The sequence below is a fragment of the Diaphorobacter sp. J5-51 genome (assembly GCF_001023515.1).
Taxonomy (GTDB): domain Bacteria; phylum Pseudomonadota; class Gammaproteobacteria; order Burkholderiales; family Burkholderiaceae_C; genus Diaphorobacter; species Diaphorobacter nitroreducens.
Genome location: NZ_JSYI01000082.1, coordinates 1 through 16,218 on the forward strand (window position 1 = coordinate 1; position 16,218 = coordinate 16,218).

General features: G+C 68.6%; 14 protein-coding genes. 6 read left to right on the forward strand and 8 right to left on the reverse strand.

The genetic code is table 11. The features are described from left to right. The coding region (locus tag OX89_RS11725; protein WP_047350744.1) for a bifunctional diguanylate cyclase/phosphodiesterase at positions 1-1,897 on the forward strand (1,897 nt) is incomplete at its 5' end. Between the two features lie 57 nt (positions 1,898-1,954). Here the strand turns inward: OX89_RS11725 and OX89_RS11730 are convergent. Then, a complete protein-coding gene (locus tag OX89_RS11730; protein WP_012655140.1) occupies positions 1,955-2,758 on the reverse strand; it encodes an IclR family transcriptional regulator in 804 nt (267 codons plus the stop codon). Positions 2,759-3,000: 242 nt separating this feature from the next. Between OX89_RS11730 and OX89_RS11735 the strand changes: the two genes are divergently transcribed. Beyond that, positions 3,001-3,972, forward strand: a complete 972-nt coding sequence (locus tag OX89_RS11735) for a tripartite tricarboxylate transporter substrate-binding protein (protein WP_012655141.1) — start codon at positions 3,001-3,003, stop codon at positions 3,970-3,972. A 338-nt stretch (positions 3,973-4,310) separates the two neighbouring features. Here OX89_RS11735 and OX89_RS11740 read toward each other — a convergent pair whose 3' ends face one another. Beyond that, complete coding sequence (locus tag OX89_RS11740; RefSeq protein ID WP_011803478.1) at positions 4,311-4,916, reverse strand: acyloxyacyl hydrolase; 606 nt, start codon at positions 4,914-4,916, stop codon at positions 4,311-4,313. A gap of 140 nt (positions 4,917-5,056) precedes the next feature. After that, positions 5,057-5,686: a Spy/CpxP family protein refolding chaperone gene (locus OX89_RS11745; RefSeq protein WP_047350745.1), complete on the reverse strand. Its 630-nt coding sequence runs from the start codon at positions 5,684-5,686 to the stop codon at positions 5,057-5,059. A gap of 312 nt (positions 5,687-5,998) precedes the next feature. Here OX89_RS11745 and OX89_RS11750 point away from each other — a divergent pair, with 312 nt between their 5' ends. After that, positions 5,999-6,976 carry a recombination-associated protein RdgC gene (locus OX89_RS11750; protein ID WP_047350746.1) on the forward strand — a complete coding sequence of 326 codons (978 nt, stop codon included), beginning with the start codon at positions 5,999-6,001 and terminating at the stop codon, positions 6,974-6,976. A gap of 69 nt (positions 6,977-7,045) precedes the next feature. Here the strand turns inward: OX89_RS11750 and OX89_RS11755 are convergent, their stop codons facing one another. Further along, entirely contained in the window at positions 7,046-8,398 is a 1,353-nt protein-coding gene (locus tag OX89_RS11755; protein ID WP_011803481.1) for a dicarboxylate/amino acid:cation symporter, read from the reverse strand. A gap of 169 nt (positions 8,399-8,567) precedes the next feature. On the opposite strand from OX89_RS11755, the gene OX89_RS11760 reads away from it, so the two are divergent. Next, complete coding sequence (locus OX89_RS11760; protein WP_011803482.1) at positions 8,568-11,222, forward strand: PAS-domain containing protein; 2,655 nt, start codon at positions 8,568-8,570, stop codon at positions 11,220-11,222. 70 nt (positions 11,223-11,292) lie between these two features. On the opposite strand, the gene OX89_RS11765 is transcribed toward OX89_RS11760, so the two are convergent. Then, positions 11,293-11,937 carry a response regulator transcription factor gene (locus tag OX89_RS11765; protein ID WP_011803483.1) on the reverse strand — a complete coding sequence of 215 codons (645 nt, stop codon included), beginning with the start codon at positions 11,935-11,937 and terminating at the stop codon, positions 11,293-11,295. Between the two features lie 54 nt (positions 11,938-11,991). Here OX89_RS11765 and OX89_RS11770 point away from each other — a divergent pair, with 54 nt between their 5' ends. Continuing rightward, entirely contained in the window at positions 11,992-13,245 is a 1,254-nt protein-coding gene (locus OX89_RS11770) for a nucleoside recognition domain-containing protein (RefSeq protein ID WP_047350747.1), read from the forward strand. A 476-nt stretch (positions 13,246-13,721) separates the two neighbouring features. Further along, positions 13,722-14,024 (forward strand): DUF3297 family protein, encoded by a 303-nt coding sequence (locus OX89_RS11775; RefSeq protein ID WP_012655148.1) that lies wholly within the window; start codon positions 13,722-13,724, stop codon positions 14,022-14,024. Between the two features lie 178 nt (positions 14,025-14,202). On the opposite strand, the gene OX89_RS11780 is transcribed toward OX89_RS11775, so the two are convergent. From OX89_RS11780 to OX89_RS11790, 3 genes are read right to left on the reverse strand one after another with little or no spacing between them, the layout of a single operon-like run. Beyond that, positions 14,203-15,390 (reverse strand): acetyl-CoA C-acyltransferase family protein, encoded by a 1,188-nt coding sequence (locus OX89_RS11780; protein WP_047350748.1) that lies wholly within the window; start codon positions 15,388-15,390, stop codon positions 14,203-14,205. Continuing rightward, positions 15,387-15,938 (reverse strand): DUF488 family protein, encoded by a 552-nt coding sequence (locus OX89_RS11785; protein ID WP_047350749.1) that lies wholly within the window; start codon positions 15,936-15,938, stop codon positions 15,387-15,389. Before OX89_RS11785 ends, OX89_RS11780 begins: the two co-directional genes overlap by 4 nt. A gap of 12 nt (positions 15,939-15,950) precedes the next feature. Then, on the reverse strand, positions 15,951-16,166 hold the full coding sequence (locus OX89_RS11790; RefSeq protein ID WP_011803488.1) for a DUF2945 domain-containing protein: 216 nt from the start codon (positions 16,164-16,166) through the stop codon (positions 15,951-15,953). Positions 16,167-16,218: the final 52 nt, after the last annotated feature.

Below are 16,218 nucleotides of genomic sequence, written 5' to 3' on the forward strand. Positions count from 1 at the left end.
CCCGCGGGCTCCGGTGCTCGCGCGCACGGGCGCGCGCAGCTACGTGGGCCAGCAGCTCACGGCCAGCGACGGTACGCCCATCGGCATGATCTTCGTGGTGTTCCGCCAGGCGCTGGAGCGCAGCCGCTTCGTCAGCAACACGCTGCAGATCTTCGCCGCGCGCGCGGCCGCGGAACTGCAGCGCCAGACGGACGACCAGCGCATCCGCCAGCAGGCATCGCTGCTGGACAAGGCGCGCGACGCCATCATCGTGCGCGACCTGGAGCACCGCATCACGTTCTGGAACGAGGGCGCAGAGCGCATGTACGGCTGGTCCCGCGAGGAGGTCCTCGGCCGCTCCATCGCCACGCTGCTGTACCAGAACCCGGAGGACTTCCTGCGCGCCACCCAGCAGGTGATGCAGCATGGCGTGTGGAGCGGCGAGATCCTGCAGTGCGACCGCGTGGGCCGCACCCTCGAAGCCGAAGGCCGCTGGACGCTGGTGCGCAACGACCGTGGCGAGCCCGAGTCGGTCCTCGCGATCAACGCCGACATCGGCACGCGCAAGCACCAGGAGCGCGAGATCCAGCGCCTGGCCTTCTTCGACCCGCTCACCCACCTGCCCAACCGCGTGCAGCTGCTGGACCGCGTGGACCAGGCCCTGGCCAAGGCGCAGCGCCTGGAGCAGGGCGGGGCGCTGCTGTTCATCGACCTGGACAACTTCAAGACCCTCAACGACACGCTGGGCCATGACCAGGGGGACGAGCTGCTGCAGATCGTGGCGCAGCGGCTGAACACCTGCGTGCGCAGCGCAGACACGGTGGCGCGCCTGGGTGGCGACGAATTCGTGGTGCTGGTGGAGCAGCTCAGCGCGCACAGCGACACGCTGGCGGAGCAGGCGGGCGCCGTGGGCGAGAAGATCCTCGCCGTGCTCAGCGCCCCCTATGCGCTCACCGGGTACCAGTACCGCAGCACGCCCAGCATCGGCATCGCACTGTTCAACCACGCGCCCACCACGGTGGGCGAACTGCTCAAGCAGGCCGACCTGGCGATGTACCAGGCCAAGACCGCGGGACGCAACACGCTGCGCTTTTTCAACCCGAGCATGCAGCATGCCGTGGCCGAGCGTGCCTCGCTCGAGGCGGACCTGCGCAACGCGCTGGCGCAGAAAGAGTTTCTGCTGCACTACCAGCCGCAGATCAACGCGCGGGGCGCGATCGTGGGCGTGGAGGCGTTGCTGCGCTGGGCGCACCCGCGGCGCGGCATGGTGTCGCCCGGGCAGTTCATTCCGCTGGCCGAGGAGACCGGCCTGGTGCTGCCGCTGGGGCACTGGGTGCTGCACACGGCGTGCTCGGTGCTGGCCGATTGGCAGCGGGTGCCGGCGCTGGCGCCGCTGACCATGGCAGTGAACGTGAGCTCGCGCCAGTTCCGCGATGCGGGTTTCGTGGACGACGTGGCGGGCGTGCTGGCCGCCACCGGCGCGCCGGCCTCCCAGCTCAAGCTGGAACTGACCGAGAGCCTGCTGGTGGAAGACTTGGCCGCCACCATTGCCACCATGGCGGCGCTGCGCGCGCTGGGCGTGGGCTTTTCGCTGGACGACTTCGGCACCGGCTACTCGTCGCTGGCCTACCTCAAGCGCATGCCGCTCGGGCAGCTCAAGATCGACCAGAGCTTCGTGCGCGACCTGCTCACGGACCCCAACGACGCGGCCATCGTGCGCACCATCATCGGCCTGGCCGCCAGCCTGGGCCTGGAGGTGATCGCCGAGGGCGTGGAGACCAGCGCGCAGCGCGACTGGCTGGCGCACGCAGGCTGCGCGGTGTACCAGGGTTACTTTTTCAGCCGGCCGCTGCCGCTGGATCTGCTGGAGCAACTGCTGCACGACCACATCGCCGCAGCCCGCACGCCGTCTCTTTAAGCCCAATTGGCCTGTAACGCTTGTCCAGCAAGCGCTAACAGCTATTTAATCGATAGCTTACGCTTCCTCGCTGCGCACGAACGGCTCCAGCCCCTTGACCATGCGTGCGAACTGCGGGCCGATCTCCTGCTCCAGCAGCGCGCGCGGGAACTTGCTGGCCGAGCCGCCCGCGTTGAAGCTGATCACGCGGCCGTCGGGCTGGCGGATGGCGGCGCCCACGCCCGCGATGTCCGTCTGCCAGTCGCGCACCACCACCGTGAAGCCACGCGCCCGCCAGTGGGCACACCCGGTCTCGATGGCCTGGCGCAATTGCGGCCAGCGCTCGCCTTCGGCCTGGCGGATCTCGGCCAGCAGCCGCTCGCGCTCGCGCGGCTCCATCACGGCCAGCAGGGCGTGGCCCATGGCCGTCTCCGCCACCGGAAGGCGCGCCCCCAGGTCCAGCCCCAGCGACAGCGGCGTGCCCGAGCGGCAGTTCTCCACGTACAGCACCGACAGCCCGTTGCGGATGCCCAGCGACACCGAGATGTCGTAGCGGTCCGCGAAGTCCTGCATGTAGGGCCGTGCAATGCGCCGCAGCCGCAGGTTGGACACCATGGTGATGCCCAGTGCCGCCAGGCTGTCGCCCAGCGCGTACTTGCCGCTGTCGCGCGAATGGCGCAGGTAGCCCAGCACGCACAGCGTGTAGGCCAGGCGCACCACCGTTGGCTTGGGCAGGCCGGTGCGCGCGGCGATCTCGGCATTGGTGAGCCATTTTTCGTCCACCTGGAAGCACGCCAGCACGTCCAGCCCCCGGGCCAGCGCGGTCACGAATCGCCGGCTGTCCGCGCCTTCGTCGAAGTCGATGTTCCGTGTGCGCGCCATTCCCACTCTCCAGGTAAATTTCTCTTAGCGGAATTATTTCATCGCAACTTTTCTGCACAGACTCATGGATTTCCCTAGCGAGAAGGGTTTTTCATCAGGGGGATACTGAAATCACGCCACTTCTCCCGTGCCTCCATGAATTTCGCACAGAGAAACCACGCTACCTGAAGGCCTCCACAGCACACGGCCTGCACAGCGGGTTGATCGCAGCGCCGGAGGCCATAGACCCAAGGACTCCCTCCATGACCCATGCTTTGCTCAACCGCCGCACCCTGTCCCTGCTGCTGGCCGCCGGCTGCGTGGCCGGCCCCGCGCTGGCGCAACCCGAGCGCTTTCCCAGCCGCCCGATCAAGGTGCTGATCGGCTTCACCGCCGGCGGCTCGACCGATGTGCCGTTCCGCGTGCTGGCGGAGAACGCCTCCAAGATCCTGGGCCAGCCCGTGATCATCGAGAACAAGCCCGGCGCCGGCGGCGTGCTGCCCGCGCAGATGATGCAGAGCACCCCAGCCGACGGCTATACGCTCGCACAGGTGCCGCTGCCGGTGTTCCGCCTGCCCTACACGCAGAAGATCAACTGGAACCCGGCCACCGACCTGCAATACGTGATCGGCCTGGCGGGCTACGCCTTCGGCCTGGTGGTGCCCGCGGACTCGCCCATCAAGTCCATGCAGGACTACATCGCCTACGCCAAGGACAACCCCGGCAAGCTGAACTACGGCACGCCCGGTGCGCTGACCACGTTGCACCTGACGATGGAGAACATCGCCCTGCAGGCCGGCGTGACGCTGAACCACATTCCCTACAAGGGCAACTCCGAGTCGCTGCAGGCCGTGCTGGGCGGGCATGTGATGTCGATTGCCGACACGCCCGGCTGGGCGCCGTACGTGGAGCAGGGCAAGCTGCGCGTGCTGTCGGTCTGGGGGGACAAGCGCTCGGCCCGCTTCCCCAACGTGCCCACGCTCAAGGAAGTGGGCATCAACCTGGTGCAGACCTCGCCGTTCGGCCTGGTGGTGCCCAAGGGCACGGACCCGAAGATCGCCCAGGTGCTGCACGACGCCTTCAAGAAGGCCATGGAGATGCCCAACTACAAGGAGTCCCTGGCGAAGTTCGACATGGACACCTACTACATGGACAGCGCCACCTACAAGCAGTACGCGCTGGACACCATGAAGACTGAGAAGGTCATCATCGAGAAGCTTGGCTTGGCCAAATAACCCGGCTTGCAGGAAAAATGGCTGCTGGCGCTTGATGGGCAAGCGCTGGCAGCTATCAATAATGAAGCACACCGGCCGACGGCCTGACCCACGCGGCCATCGCTCCGGTTATTCATGAATGTGTCTATTACTTCATAGTGGTAGTAGTAGAGCCCGCGCCATTTTGTGGATAAGCCGCTTTTTCTGAATGGCGGCGCGTACTTGCGCTACTGCAAAGTCTGTGTCCCGGCACCGGGTCAAGTCCGGCCTGAAATGGGTACAACTGCGCCGGTGGGACGGGTGCTGTGGACAAGGCGCAGATGACCAGCGCCGCATCCCCAGGCTTGTCCACAGGCCGCTCAGAAGTGCAACGCGTAGCGCAGTTGCAGGAAGTTCTCCCCGGGGTTCGGGCTCTTGATGCCGGCGTTGGACACGTGCTGCACGCTCAGCATCAGTTCATGCTGGCGCTGTGCGCCGAAGTTGCGCCCCAGGCCCAGGTGCGAGGCAAAGTTGAAGCGGGTGCTGAACTCATGGTCCTGCACGCGGTAGCGGTGGCTGGCCACGGTGGCACCGATGCCGGCCTCCCAGAACCAGGGGGAACGGCCCTCGTCGGGGCGCAGGCGCAGCGTGGGCGCCACGCCCACCACCACCGCGCTGTTGTGCCCGCCGATGCCATCAAAGGACCAGCGGCTGAGTGAAACATCCCAATGGCCGCGCAGCTCGCCGCCCCACAGCGGGCGGCGCCAGGTGCCCCAGGGCAGGGTGGCGCCGATGGTGATGGCATCCGTCTGGCGCCGCGCCCATTCGCCCTGCACGTAGACCGAAGGGGCGTAGGCCCGGTCCTCTGACGGCTGCGCCAGGGCCGGTGGGGCCGTGAGGCACGCGGCGGCGGCCGCGAGAAAAGGCACCGGGGAGAGAAGGGCGGTGCGCCGGAAAAAGGCGCTGCGGCGGGCGATGGTAGGCATGGTTGCGAGGTGTTGTTGTTACCTGAATATATAACTATATAACCCCTGCAGCCCCCCACTGCCCAGCCGCCCTGTAGGCCGGAGCCGCAGCCCGCAGCCCGCGGCCGGCGCAGCGGATGCGCACCCGGCCCTGGGCCGGCTTACTGCGGCGTCAGCGGCGCGCCGGGAGCAGCGCCTGCGCCCGGGCCAGGGCCTTGGTGGCGCATGCCGCGACCGTCACCGCGGAAGTCGCCCCGCGCACCGTCCTTGCCCCAGCGCTTGCCCATGGGGTGGTCGCCGCCCCAGTGGCGGTACATGCGCTTGCCTTCGGCGTCGAAGGTCTTTTGCTGCGCCGGCGTCAGCGTGCCATAGAAGGCCTTGACGGCGTCGCCGCGGCGGTCCATCTCGGCCGCGCGCTGGGAGCGCAACGCGCGCATGCGGTCGATGCGCTCGGGCGTGGTGAGCTGGTCCATGCCCTGCCAATCCAGCCGCGCCTTGCGTGCGTCGGCGTCGGGCTTCATGGACTGCAGGAAGCTGTTCCATGCGGGCTCCTGCTCGGGCGTGAGCTGCAGCTTGCGCTTGAACGCCTCGGCGCGCTGGGCCCTGTACTGCTCGCGCTGCTCGGGCGTCAGGGCGCGCTGGCGCGGATGCTGCTGCGCCTGGGATGCGCCTTGCTCGGTGGCGGCTGGGCCGGGGCCGGGTTGCGCCAGGGTGGGCACAGCCATGCCGGCGAACACAGCGGCCGCCACGGCGGTGGCGGCCAGGCGCTGGGTGATCTTGAAACGGGCCATGGTGTTTCCTTTCTTGCTTCACACAGGAAGTGATGGGCGCCTGGTGGTCCACCCGAATGGGGGACACTGCACCCTGCGCTTGCAAAGCAGTGTGCGCCGCGTGTGTAACGCGCCCGTGAGCGAATTCTGCGCCTGTGTAAAGTTCTGCTATTTACCCGGCATGCGCCACCATGCCGGCTACAGTCGTTTTATGCCAAAAGTGCCTCCAGCGCTTATCCAATAAGCGCTGGCAGCTATCAAATCAGGACCATTCACCGCCCCGCCCGTCGTGCAGCCCTGGCGCGGGGCCGGCATTTCAAAAGGAATCTCCCCGTGTTCAAGAACATGATCGTGTACCGCATTGCCCCCGAGTGGCAGGTGGAGCTGACCCAGCTGGAGGAAGCGCTGGCCAAGGCGCCCTTCCAGGAGTGCGGCGCCACGCAGGAAAAGTCCAGCGGCTGGGTGCCCCCGCGCGGCGAGGCCCATGGGCTGCTGGCCGAGAGCGTGGGCGGCCACTGGATGCTGCGCTTCCAGTGGGAAGCCAAGATGCTCCCGGCCACCGTGCTGGCGCGCAAGGTGAAGGAAAAGGCCGCGCAGATCGAGCAGCAGACCGGCCGCAAGCCCGGCAAGAAGGAAACCAAGGAGCTCAAGGAAGAGGCCAAGCTGGACCTGCTGCCCATGGCCTTCACCAAGCAGGGCGGCACCTGGGTATGGATCGACCCACAGGCGCACTTGCTGGTGCTGGACACGGGCGCCCAAGGCCGTGCCGACGAGGTGGTGAGCCTGCTGGTGGAGCACCTGCCCGGCCTGTCGCTGGCGCTGCTGGACACGCAGACCAGCCCCCAGGCGGCGATGGCGCTGTGGCTCAAGGAGCAGGAGCCGCCGGCGGGCTTTTCCATCGACCGCGAGTGCGAGCTGAAGGCGCCCGACGAGACCAAGGCCGTGGTTCGCTACGCCCGCCACCCGCTGGACATCGAGGAAGTGCAGGGCCACATCGAGGCGGGCAAGCTGCCCACCAAGCTCGCCATGAGCTGGGACGACCGCGTGAGCTTCGTGCTGACCGAGGGGTTGCAGCTCAAGAAGGTGGCGTTCCTGGACACGGTGTTCGAGGGCCAGACGCAGGACGATGGCGGCTTCGATGCCGACGTGGCGATCGCCACGGGCGAGCTGTCGCAGCTGATTCCCGACCTGATCGCGGCGCTGGGCGGCGAGGGGCGCACGAGCCTGGGGGGCGCTGCTGCCGCCCCCGCACCAGCCGCCGGGGCCTTGCATGCCGCGGCCAGCGGCCCCGACGACGACGCGCCGTTCTGACGAAAAAAAAGCCCACGCGCCGTTGCCGGTGCATGGGCTTTGGGGCCTGGCTTGAAGGCCGCTGCCGGATCAGGCCCGGTGGCGGGCCAGCACGACGGGTTCCACCGCCCGTTCGGGCTCGGGCAGGAACTCGGCCTCCCCGTCCAGCACGCGGTGCAGGCGGTCGGCATCCAGCGCGTTTTCCCAGCGCGACACCACCACTGTGGCCACGGCGTTGCCGATGAAGTTGGTGAGCGAGCGGCACTCGCTCATGAAGCGGTCCACGCCCAGGATCAGCGCCATGCCGGCCACCGGCACCTCGGGCACCACGGCCAGGGTGGCGGCCAGGGTGATGAAACCCGCGCCGGTCACGCCGGCCGCGCCCTTGGACGACAGCATCGCCACCAGCAGCAGCGCGATCTGGTGGCCCAGCGTGAGGTGCGTGTCGGTGGCCTGCGCGATGAACAGCGCAGCCAGCGTCATGTAGATGTTGGTGCCGTCCAGGTTAAACGAGTAGCCCGTGGGCACCACCAGGCCCACCACGGACTTAGCACAGCCGGCCTTCTCCATCTTTTCCATCAGCGAGGGCAGGGCGGACTCGGACGAGGAGGTGCCCAGCACCAGCAGCAGCTCGGCCTTCAGGTAGCGGATCAGCTTGAGCACCGAGAAGCCGCAGGCCCGTGCCACCGCGCCCAGCACCACCAGCACGAACACCGCCGAGGTGATGTAGAAGGTGAGCACCAGCTCGGCCAGGTTCACCAGCGAGCCCAGGCCAAACTTGCCGATGGTGAACGCCATGGCGCCGAAGGCGCCGATGGGCGCGGCCTTCATGACGATGTTCACCAGCTTGAACACGGGCTTGGTCAGGCCGTCCAGAAAGTCCAGGATGGGCTTGCCGGCGTCGCCCACCATGGCCAGCGACACGCCGAACAGCACGGCCACCAGCAGCACCTGCAGGATGTTGTCGCCCACGAAGGGGCTGATCAGCGTCTTGGGGATGATGTCCAGCGCGAAGCCGGTGAGCGTCATCTCGTGCGACTTGCTCACGTAGCCCTTGACGGCGGTCTGGTCCAGCTCGGCCACGTTGATGTGCATGCCCGTGCCAGGCTGCATCACGTTGGCCACCACCAGGCCGACGACCAGTGCCAGCGTGGAGAACGTGAGGAAGTACGCCATGGCCTTGCCGAACACGCGGCCCACGGCGCTCAGGTGGCTCATGCTGGCGATGCCGGTGACGATGGTCAGGAAGATCACCGGCGCGATGATCATCTTGATGAGCTTGATGAAGGCATCGCCGAACGGCTTCATCGCCGCGCCGTACTCGGGCTGGAAGTGGCCCAGCAGCACGCCGATGATGATGGCGAACACCACCTGGAAATACAGTTGGCGATAGAACGGAAGCCGCACCGACGGGGCGGGGGCGGCAGAGGAAATGGCATGCATGCGGCGTGTCTCCGGAGGTCGAAAAAAAGACGCGCCAGGGCCGTGCAATGCCGCGCATCTTTGGAAGTCCGCGGTTGTACCCCTGCATCGCCGCCACGCCGATAACCTATTGGTATTAGACGCCGCGCCCGCCCCGCCCACGGACACCAAACCCAGAGACACTCCGCCCATGCCGCTACGCCGCCGCCGCCCGCTGCTCACCGCGCTTGTCGCACTGTTCGTGCTGGCGGGCATGGCCGTGTGCATGCTATTGGCCAGCCAGTACGCGCAGCGCCGTGCGCTGCACGACGAAAGCCAGGGGGTGCGGCGCCAGCTCACGCTGTACGGCCAGGCGCTGGAGCAGCGCATCGACCGCTTTCGCACCCTGCCCGAGGTGCTGGCGCTGGACGCGCAGCTGAGGGATGCACTGACCCACCCGCTCACGCCCGCCGAGGTGGACGTGCTCAACCGCAAGCTGGAGCAGGCCAACGGTGCCAGCCATTCGTCCACACTCACGCTCATCAACCTGCAAGGCCGCGCCATCGCCGCCAGCAACTGGCGCGACACCCCCAACAACGTGGGAGAGGACTACCACTTCCGCCCCTACGTGCAGCAGGCGCTGGCGCAGGGCCACGGGCGGTTCTACGGTATCGGCCTGACCACGGGGGAGGCGGGCTACTTCCTGTCCACGGCGATCCGTGGTGATGACGGGCAGACATTGGGCCTGGTGGCCATCAAGATCCTGCTGACCGAGCTGGAGCGCGAATGGCGCCAGAGCCCCGACGTGGTGCTGGCCTCGGACGCGCACGGCGTGGTCTTCCTCGCCAGCCGCGACGCCTGGCGCTACCGGCTGCTGGTACCCCTCACGCCCCAGGCGCGCCAGGAGCTGGAGGCCACGCGCCAGTACACCGGTCAGCCCCTCACGCCGCTGGGCCTGCAGGTCGAGCGGCGGGTGGACGAAGGCACGGTGCTGGCACGCGCGCAGGAGCCCCCCTTGCCCGGCCCGCTGCTGTGGCACACGCAGGAGCTGGCAGGCACCGGCTGGCAACTGCACCTGCTGCACCACGCGGACAGCGCCATCGAGGCCCGCCGCTGGGCGGCCGGTGCGGCCGCGGGCCTGTGGCTGGCCCTGGCACTGCTGGTGCTGTTCGTGCGCCAGCGGCAGCGCCTGGCCCTGCTGCGCCAGCGCAGCCGCCAGGAGCTGGAGACCGTGCTGCGCCAACACGCGCAGGAACTGCGCACCGCGCAGGACGGCATCGTGCAGGCCGCGCGCGAGGCTGACACCGGCCTGTCGCGCAGCCTGCAGCACCTGCCGCAGGGCGTGGTGGTCATCGACCGCGACCTGAACCTGGTGGCGTGGAACTCGCGCTACGTGGAACTGTTTCGCTTTCCGCCCGAGCTGATGCGCGTGGGCACGCCGGTGGAGGCGCTGATCCGCCACAACGCGCGCCGCGGCCTGCTGGGCGCCACGCCCACCGAGGACGCCATCCAGCGGCGCCTGCAGCACCTGCGCAGCGGCAAGCCCCACCTGCATGAGAGCGCCAAGAGCGACGGCACGGTGCTGGAGATCCGCGGCAACCCGCTGCCCGACGGCGGCTTCGTGACCAGCTACGCCGACATCACCAGCTACAAGAACGCCGCACGCGAGCTGCGTTCGCTGGCCGATGCGCTGGAGCTGCGCATTGCCGAACGCACGCGCGACCTGGACGCCGCCCGGCGCGAGGCCGAGGCCGCCAACCGCTACAAGACCCGCTTTGTGGCCGCCGCGGTGCACGACCTGCTGCAACCGCTGAACGCCGCGCGCATGTTCGCCTCGCTGCTGCGCGGCCACCTGCACGACGCCGCCGGACGCCAGGTAGCCGACAGCATCGACGGCGCGCTGGCCGCGCAGGACGGCATCCTCAACAGCCTGCTGGACATCTCGCGCATGGAATCGGGCCAGTTGGAAGTGCATGTGCGCGACTTCGCGCTCGGCCCGCTGCTGCAGGTGATGCAGCACAACTTCGGCATCATCGCCGCCAGCCGGGGCCTGCGCCTGCGCACCGTGGGCACGCGCTACGCGGTGCGCAGCGACGAGGCGCTGCTGCGGCGCATCCTGCAGAACCTGGTGTCCAACGCCATCCGCTACACGCCCCGCGGGCGCGTGCTGATCGGCTGCCGGCGCCGCGGCCGGTACCTGCGCATCGAGGTGCACGACCAGGGCCCCGGCATTCCCGAGAGCCTGCAGCGCGAGATCTTCGAGGAGTTCCGCCGCCTGGGCGAGGGCCACAGCCAGGATGGCGACCGTGGTGCGGGCCTGGGGCTGGCCATCGTCGAGCGCCTGGGCAAGCTGCTGGGGCACGAGATTGGCCTGCGCTCCGAACTGGGGCGCGGCAGCGTGTTCTGGGTGTGCGTGCCGCTGGCCGATGCCGCCGCCGCACCCCGCCCCGCCGCCGCGGGCGCAGCCGCCCCGCCCGAGGGCGACCAGCCCCTGCAGGGCACCACGGCCTGGTACATCGATGACGACGCGCCCAGTTGCGAGGCCACCGGCGCGCTGCTGCGCCGCTGGGGCTGCGAAGTGCCTTTGGCGGGCGGCCCGCAGTCGGCCCTGGACTTGGCCGCGCCCGGCAACGCGCCACAGCTGGTGCTGCTGGACGTGCGCATGGGGCCCTTCCACGGCCCCGACCTGTACGACCGGCTGTGCACCGTGTGGGGCCAGGCACCGTCGGTGGTGCTGGTGACGGCCGAGCGCAGCAGCACCCTGCGCCGCCAGGCGGCCGAGCGCGGCTGGGGCTACCTGCTCAAGCCCGTGCGCCCGTCCGCACTGCGCGCGCTCATCAGCCAGATGATGCTACGAAAACAATAGCTGCTAGCGCTTGTATGACAAGCGCTAGAGGCCGATTGGGCTTGAAACTTGTGCCGGCAGGGTACTGCGCTCAGGGCGCGGCTTCCGGCTCCGTCTCCAGGCTTTTCACCAGCACCGCGGCCTGGGTGCGGCTGTAGCACTCCAGCTTTTTCAGGATGGCCGTCACATGCACCTTGACGGTGTTCTCGGCCAGGCCCAGCTCGTGCGCGATCTGCTTGTTGAGCAGGCCATCGGCCAGGCACAGCAGCACGCGGAACTGCTGCGGCGTGAGCTGCGCGAGCTTGGCGGCCAGCGCGGCGTCGGCCTCGGAGCGCTCGGCCGCCATGGGCGGAAACCAGCTGCCGCCGTCCAGCACGGCCCGGATGGCCGCGCCCATGTCCTCGGCCGGGGCCGACTTGGGGATGAACCCCGCCGCGCCGAACTGCTGCGCACGGCGGATCACGCGCGGGTGGTCGTTGGACGAGATCACCACCACCGGCACCTGCGGGTACTCGCCGCGCACGTGCAGCAGGGCCGAGAAGCCCCGCGCGCCGGGCATGGCCAGGTCCAGCAGCACCAGCTCCACCTCGGGGTGGTCCTGCAGCGCCTGGCCCAGCGTGGCGGCGCTGGCGGCCTCCAGCGTCTGCAGCGGCGCAAAGCGCTCGTGCAGCACCTGGATCAGCGCCGCGCGGAACAGCGGGTGGTCGTCGGCAACGAGCAGGGTGGGGGGCGGCATGGGGTGCAGTCTGCCACGGCGCACGGACGGGGCCAGCCGCTACCATCGAGTTCCATGGCACTCAACTGGGTCTGGACGGGGTTTTTCATCGTGGCATTCGCCACCGCCGTGGTGCGCTGGCTGCTGGGCGAAGCGGGCATCTTCCAGGCCCTGCTGACGGCGCTGTTCGACGGCGCACGCGCGGGCTTCGAGATCTCGCTGGGCCTGGCCGGCATCATGGCCCTGTGGCTGGGCCTGATGCGCGTGGGCGAGCGCGCGGGCATGGTCGAGCTGCTGGCGCGCCTGGCCGGGCCGCTGCTCACGCGGCTGTTTCCCGCCGTGCCCGCCGGCCACCCCGCCCAGGGCGCGATGACCATGAACATCAGCGCCAACCTGCTGGGGCTGGACAACGCGGCCACGCCGCTGGGCCTCAAGGCCATGCAGGAGTTGCAGACGCTCAACCGCGAACCGGCGGGCGCGGCCAGCAACGCGCAGATCATGTTCGTGGTGATGAACACGGCGGGGCTGACGCTGATCCCCACGTCCGTCATCGCCATCCGCCAGAGCGTGGCGCTGAAGCAGGGCCTGGGCGCGGGATTCAACGCGGCCGACATCTTCCTGCCCACGCTGCTGGTCACCTTCGCCTCGCTGCTGGCGGGCGTGCTGGCGGTGGCGCTCTTTCAGCGCCTGCCGATCTGGCGCGCGCGCCTGCTGCTGCCTTTGCTGGCCGTGGGCGGCGTGCTGGCGGCGGCGGTGGCGGGCCTGGCGCAACTGCCCGCAGAGCAAGCCGCCCAGATTGCGGGAGCCACGGGCGCGGGCGTGATCCTGGGGGTGGTGGCGCTGTTCCTGCTGGCCGGGGCCTGGCGCCGCGTGAACGTGTACGACGCCTTCATCGACGGCGCCAAGGAGGGCTTTGGCGTGGCGGTGCAGATCATTCCGTACCTGGTGGCCATCCTGGCGGCCATCGGCGTGTTCCGCGCCGCGGGCTGCATGGATGCGCTGCTGGCGGCCATCGGCGCAGGGGTGGCGGCGCTGGGGTGGAACACCGACTTCCTGCCGGCCCTGCCCGTGGGGCTGATGAAGGTGCTCTCGGGCGCCGGCGCCCGGGGTTTGATGATCGACGTGCTGCAAACCCATGGCGTGGATTCCTTCGTGGGGCGCCTGGCCGCCATCGTGCAGGGCTCCACCGAGACCACCTTCTACGTGCTGGCCGTGTACTTCGGCAGCGTGGGCGTGAAGCACACACGCCACGCACTGGCCTGCGCGCTGGTGGCCGATGCCGTGGGGCTGCTGGCCGCGATCGGTGTGGGCTACACGCTGCTGCGCTGACCGCAACCTTCCCTCTTTCCCCAAAAAGCGCCTGACAAGGCGCTTTTTTTACGCCGAAGCCTCCTCAATCCGGGGCCGAGAAAGGGGTTTTGTGCGGCGCTGCGGTTTGCCACGGGTTGTTCTTTGTAGTTCTTATAAAGAATAGTCGTAGTAGTAGAGGGCGGCCCAGCCTGTGGGCAAGCCGATTTTTGTTTGACAGATCAAGCACTTGCGCTGCGCCAAAGCATGGGGACGGCTGCAGGCGCCTGCTGTACCGCAAATGGGGACAAGCCCCAGATGCGCCCCGCACCTGTGCATAACTGGCCAGTTGTGCCAGAACGCTCCGCAGACTTATCCACAAGGCGCCCTTCCGGGGAAGACTGCCGAGCAAAAACGGCGCAAGCGAAGGCTGAAACAGCGTTAGCAGCTCCTTTTTCAGGAGCTCTGGAGCCGTGGCACCGCGATACAGGCCACAGCCGCCCCGAGATTGCGGGACAATGCAGGCCCTTTACTGCTTTCCGAGACCTTTCCCTGTGACCGACTCCGCCCTGCTCCCCTTGCCCGACCGCCTGGCCATCGACCCGCGCAGCCCGCACCATGTGGCGGCCGTGTTCCAGCAGGCGGCGGACATCGGCATCCGCTTCAACGGCAAGGAGCGTGTCGACGTGGAGGAGTACTGCGTGAGCGAGGGCTGGATCAAGGTGCCCGCCGGCAAGACCCTGGACCGCAAGGGCCGCCCGCTGCTCATCACCCTCAAGGGCAGCGTGGAGGTGTTCTACAAGCCGGAAGCCGCGGCATAAAAAAAGCCACCCGGTCCCGCCGGGTGGCTGGTGGGTGGGCACCCGCTGGTTCATTGGCCCGCTCCAAGAGGTGCAGACGGCGTTCTGATCGGCCGTGAGGAAGGTGCTGGATCGTTTGGTTGCTACTTAATCAGGAGCTAGCAGCGCTTGATGGACAAGCGCTGAAGGCCAGAACGACTCAAACCCGTTCGAAGATCGCCGCGATGCCCTGGCCGCCGCCGATGCACATGGTCACCAGCGCGTAGCGCCCGCCCGTGCGGTGCAGCTCGGCAATCGCCTTGGTGGTGATGATGGCGCCCGTGGCACCCACGGGGTGGCCCAGCGAAATGCCCGAGCCGTTGGGGTTGACCTTGGAAGGCTGAAGGCCCAGCTCCTGCACCACGGCGCAGGCCTGGGCGGCGAAGGCCTCGTTGGCCTCGATGACGTCCATGTCCTGCACCTTCAGGCCGGTGCGCTGCAGCACCTTCTGTGTGGCGGGCACGGGGCCGATGCCCATGTAGGCCGGGTCCACGCCAGCGTGCGCATAGCCGACGAGGCGCGCCAGGGGTTTCAGGCCCAGGGCGGCCACGCGGTCACCCGCAGCCAGCACCACGGCGGCCGCGCCGTCGTTGATGCCCGAGGCGTTGCCAGCAGTCACGGTGCCGCCTTCCTTCTTGAACGCGGGTTTCATGCCGGCCAGCACCTCCAGGGTGGTGCTGGCGCGCACATGCTCGTCTTCCTGGAACAGCACGGTGCCCTTGCGCGTGGCGATTTCGACGGGGACGATCTGCTCCTTGAAGTAACCCGCAGCGATGGCGGCGGCGGCGCGCTGCTGGCTGGCCAGGGCGAGCTGGTCCTGCATCTCACGGCTGATCTTGTAGCGCTCGGCCACGTTCTCGGCGGTGATGCCCATGTGCATCTTCTGCCAGGGGTCGTGCAGGATGCCGAGCATGTAGTCGATGCTCTTGCTGTCGCCCATGCGCTGGCCCCAGCGCGCGCCCTGGTCGAAGTAGGGGCCCCGGCTCATGCTCTCGGAACCGCCGCCCACGGCCACGTCGCAGTCGCCGTAGCCAATGGCCTGGGCTGCGCTGATGATGGCTTGCAGGCCCGAGCCGCACAGGCGGTTGACGTTGAAGGCAGGCGTCTCGATGGGGCAGCCCGCGTCGATGGCGGCCACGCGGGAGAGGTAGGCGTCCTTGGTGTCGGTGGGGATCACGTTGCCCATGACCACGTGGCCCACGGCATCGGGCGCGATGCCGGCGCGCGCAATCGCGGCCTTCACGGCGGTGGTGGCGAGCTGGGTGTTGGGCACGTCCTTCAGGCTGCCGCCGAAGGTGCCGATGGCGGTGCGTGCGGTGCTGACGACGAAGACTTCGCGGTGGGTCATGGGGCAGATACGGTGGTTGGAGGTGGATAGGTGACCGTACCGTCCGGGTGGACCTGCGCGGCCGGGGTGAGTGTCGCACTCTCGGTGCGCGCGCCCAGGATGTGGCGCACCGCGCCGCCGGCGGCCAGCACGTGGTCGGTGATGATGCGGCGGTGGCAGCGCCACCACACGGCCTCGGCGCACATGATGGCGCAGGGCTCGCGTGCCGCGGCCGTGCGCAGCGCGGCCAGCGCGGCGCGAAACGCGGGTTGCAGCGCGTAGTCGGCGTAGTTGTGGAAGCTGCGGTTGTCCCAGTAGCCGTTGGTGGTGGGCGGCACGCCGCGCTGCAGGGGGCGGCGCCCGCCCAGCGCCGGCATGTGGGTGTAGGCGATGCCCTGCGCGGCCAGCGCGCCGGGCAGCCGGTCCTCGTGGAATTGCGGCTGGCGCAGCGAGCGCGGGATGGCGCGCACGTCGATCACCCGTGTCACGCCTTCGCGCTGCAGCAGCGCGATGAAGTCCTGCACCGCCAGCGTGGAGTGCCCGATGGTGTAGAGCGGCGGCGCGGCCATTGCGTGTGCCGCTCAGCGGGCCAGGCGGTGCAGCGCGCTGCCTTTGTGCAGGGCGACATGGTCGGTCTTGTCGCTCTGGATCTCGTACTGCGGCTCTTCGGCGCTGGCGTGGTGGGTGTAGCCCTTCCACTGCAGCGCGCGGGTGTGGACGGCGGTGATGCGCCCGCTGACGCGGCCGGCCTCGGAGTTCCAGCTGACGTGGTCGCCCACCTTGAAAGGGTGTGCCATGGCATGCCTTGTATGGATGCCTCCCGGCAATGAGTAGTAACCCGCATCGCTG

Bases quoted from the DNA above. Each gene is read 5' to 3' on its own strand.
- OX89_RS11730 (WP_012655140.1), bottom strand. From the start codon at position 2,758: ATGGCGCGCACACGGAACATCGACTTCGACGAAGGCGCGGACAGCCGG.
- OX89_RS11735 (WP_012655141.1), top strand. From the start codon at position 3,001: ATGACCCATGCTTTGCTCAACCGCCGCACCCTGTCCCTGCTGCTGGCC.
- OX89_RS11740 (WP_011803478.1), bottom strand. From the start codon at position 4,916: ATGCCTACCATCGCCCGCCGCAGCGCCTTTTTCCGGCGCACCGCCCTT.
- OX89_RS11745 (WP_047350745.1), bottom strand. From the start codon at position 5,686: ATGGCCCGTTTCAAGATCACCCAGCGCCTGGCCGCCACCGCCGTGGCG.
- OX89_RS11755 (WP_011803481.1), bottom strand. From the start codon at position 8,398: ATGCATGCCATTTCCTCTGCCGCCCCCGCCCCGTCGGTGCGGCTTCCG.
- OX89_RS11760 (WP_011803482.1), top strand. From the start codon at position 8,568: ATGCCGCTACGCCGCCGCCGCCCGCTGCTCACCGCGCTTGTCGCACTG.
- OX89_RS11765 (WP_011803483.1), bottom strand. From the start codon at position 11,937: ATGCCGCCCCCCACCCTGCTCGTTGCCGACGACCACCCGCTGTTCCGC.
- OX89_RS11770 (WP_047350747.1), top strand. From the start codon at position 11,992: ATGGCACTCAACTGGGTCTGGACGGGGTTTTTCATCGTGGCATTCGCC.
- OX89_RS11775 (WP_012655148.1), top strand. From the start codon at position 13,722: ATGCAGGCCCTTTACTGCTTTCCGAGACCTTTCCCTGTGACCGACTCC.
- OX89_RS11780 (WP_047350748.1), bottom strand. From the start codon at position 15,390: ATGACCCACCGCGAAGTCTTCGTCGTCAGCACCGCACGCACCGCCATC.
- OX89_RS11785 (WP_047350749.1), bottom strand. From the start codon at position 15,938: ATGGCCGCGCCGCCGCTCTACACCATCGGGCACTCCACGCTGGCGGTG.
- OX89_RS11790 (WP_011803488.1), bottom strand. From the start codon at position 16,166: ATGGCACACCCTTTCAAGGTGGGCGACCACGTCAGCTGGAACTCCGAG.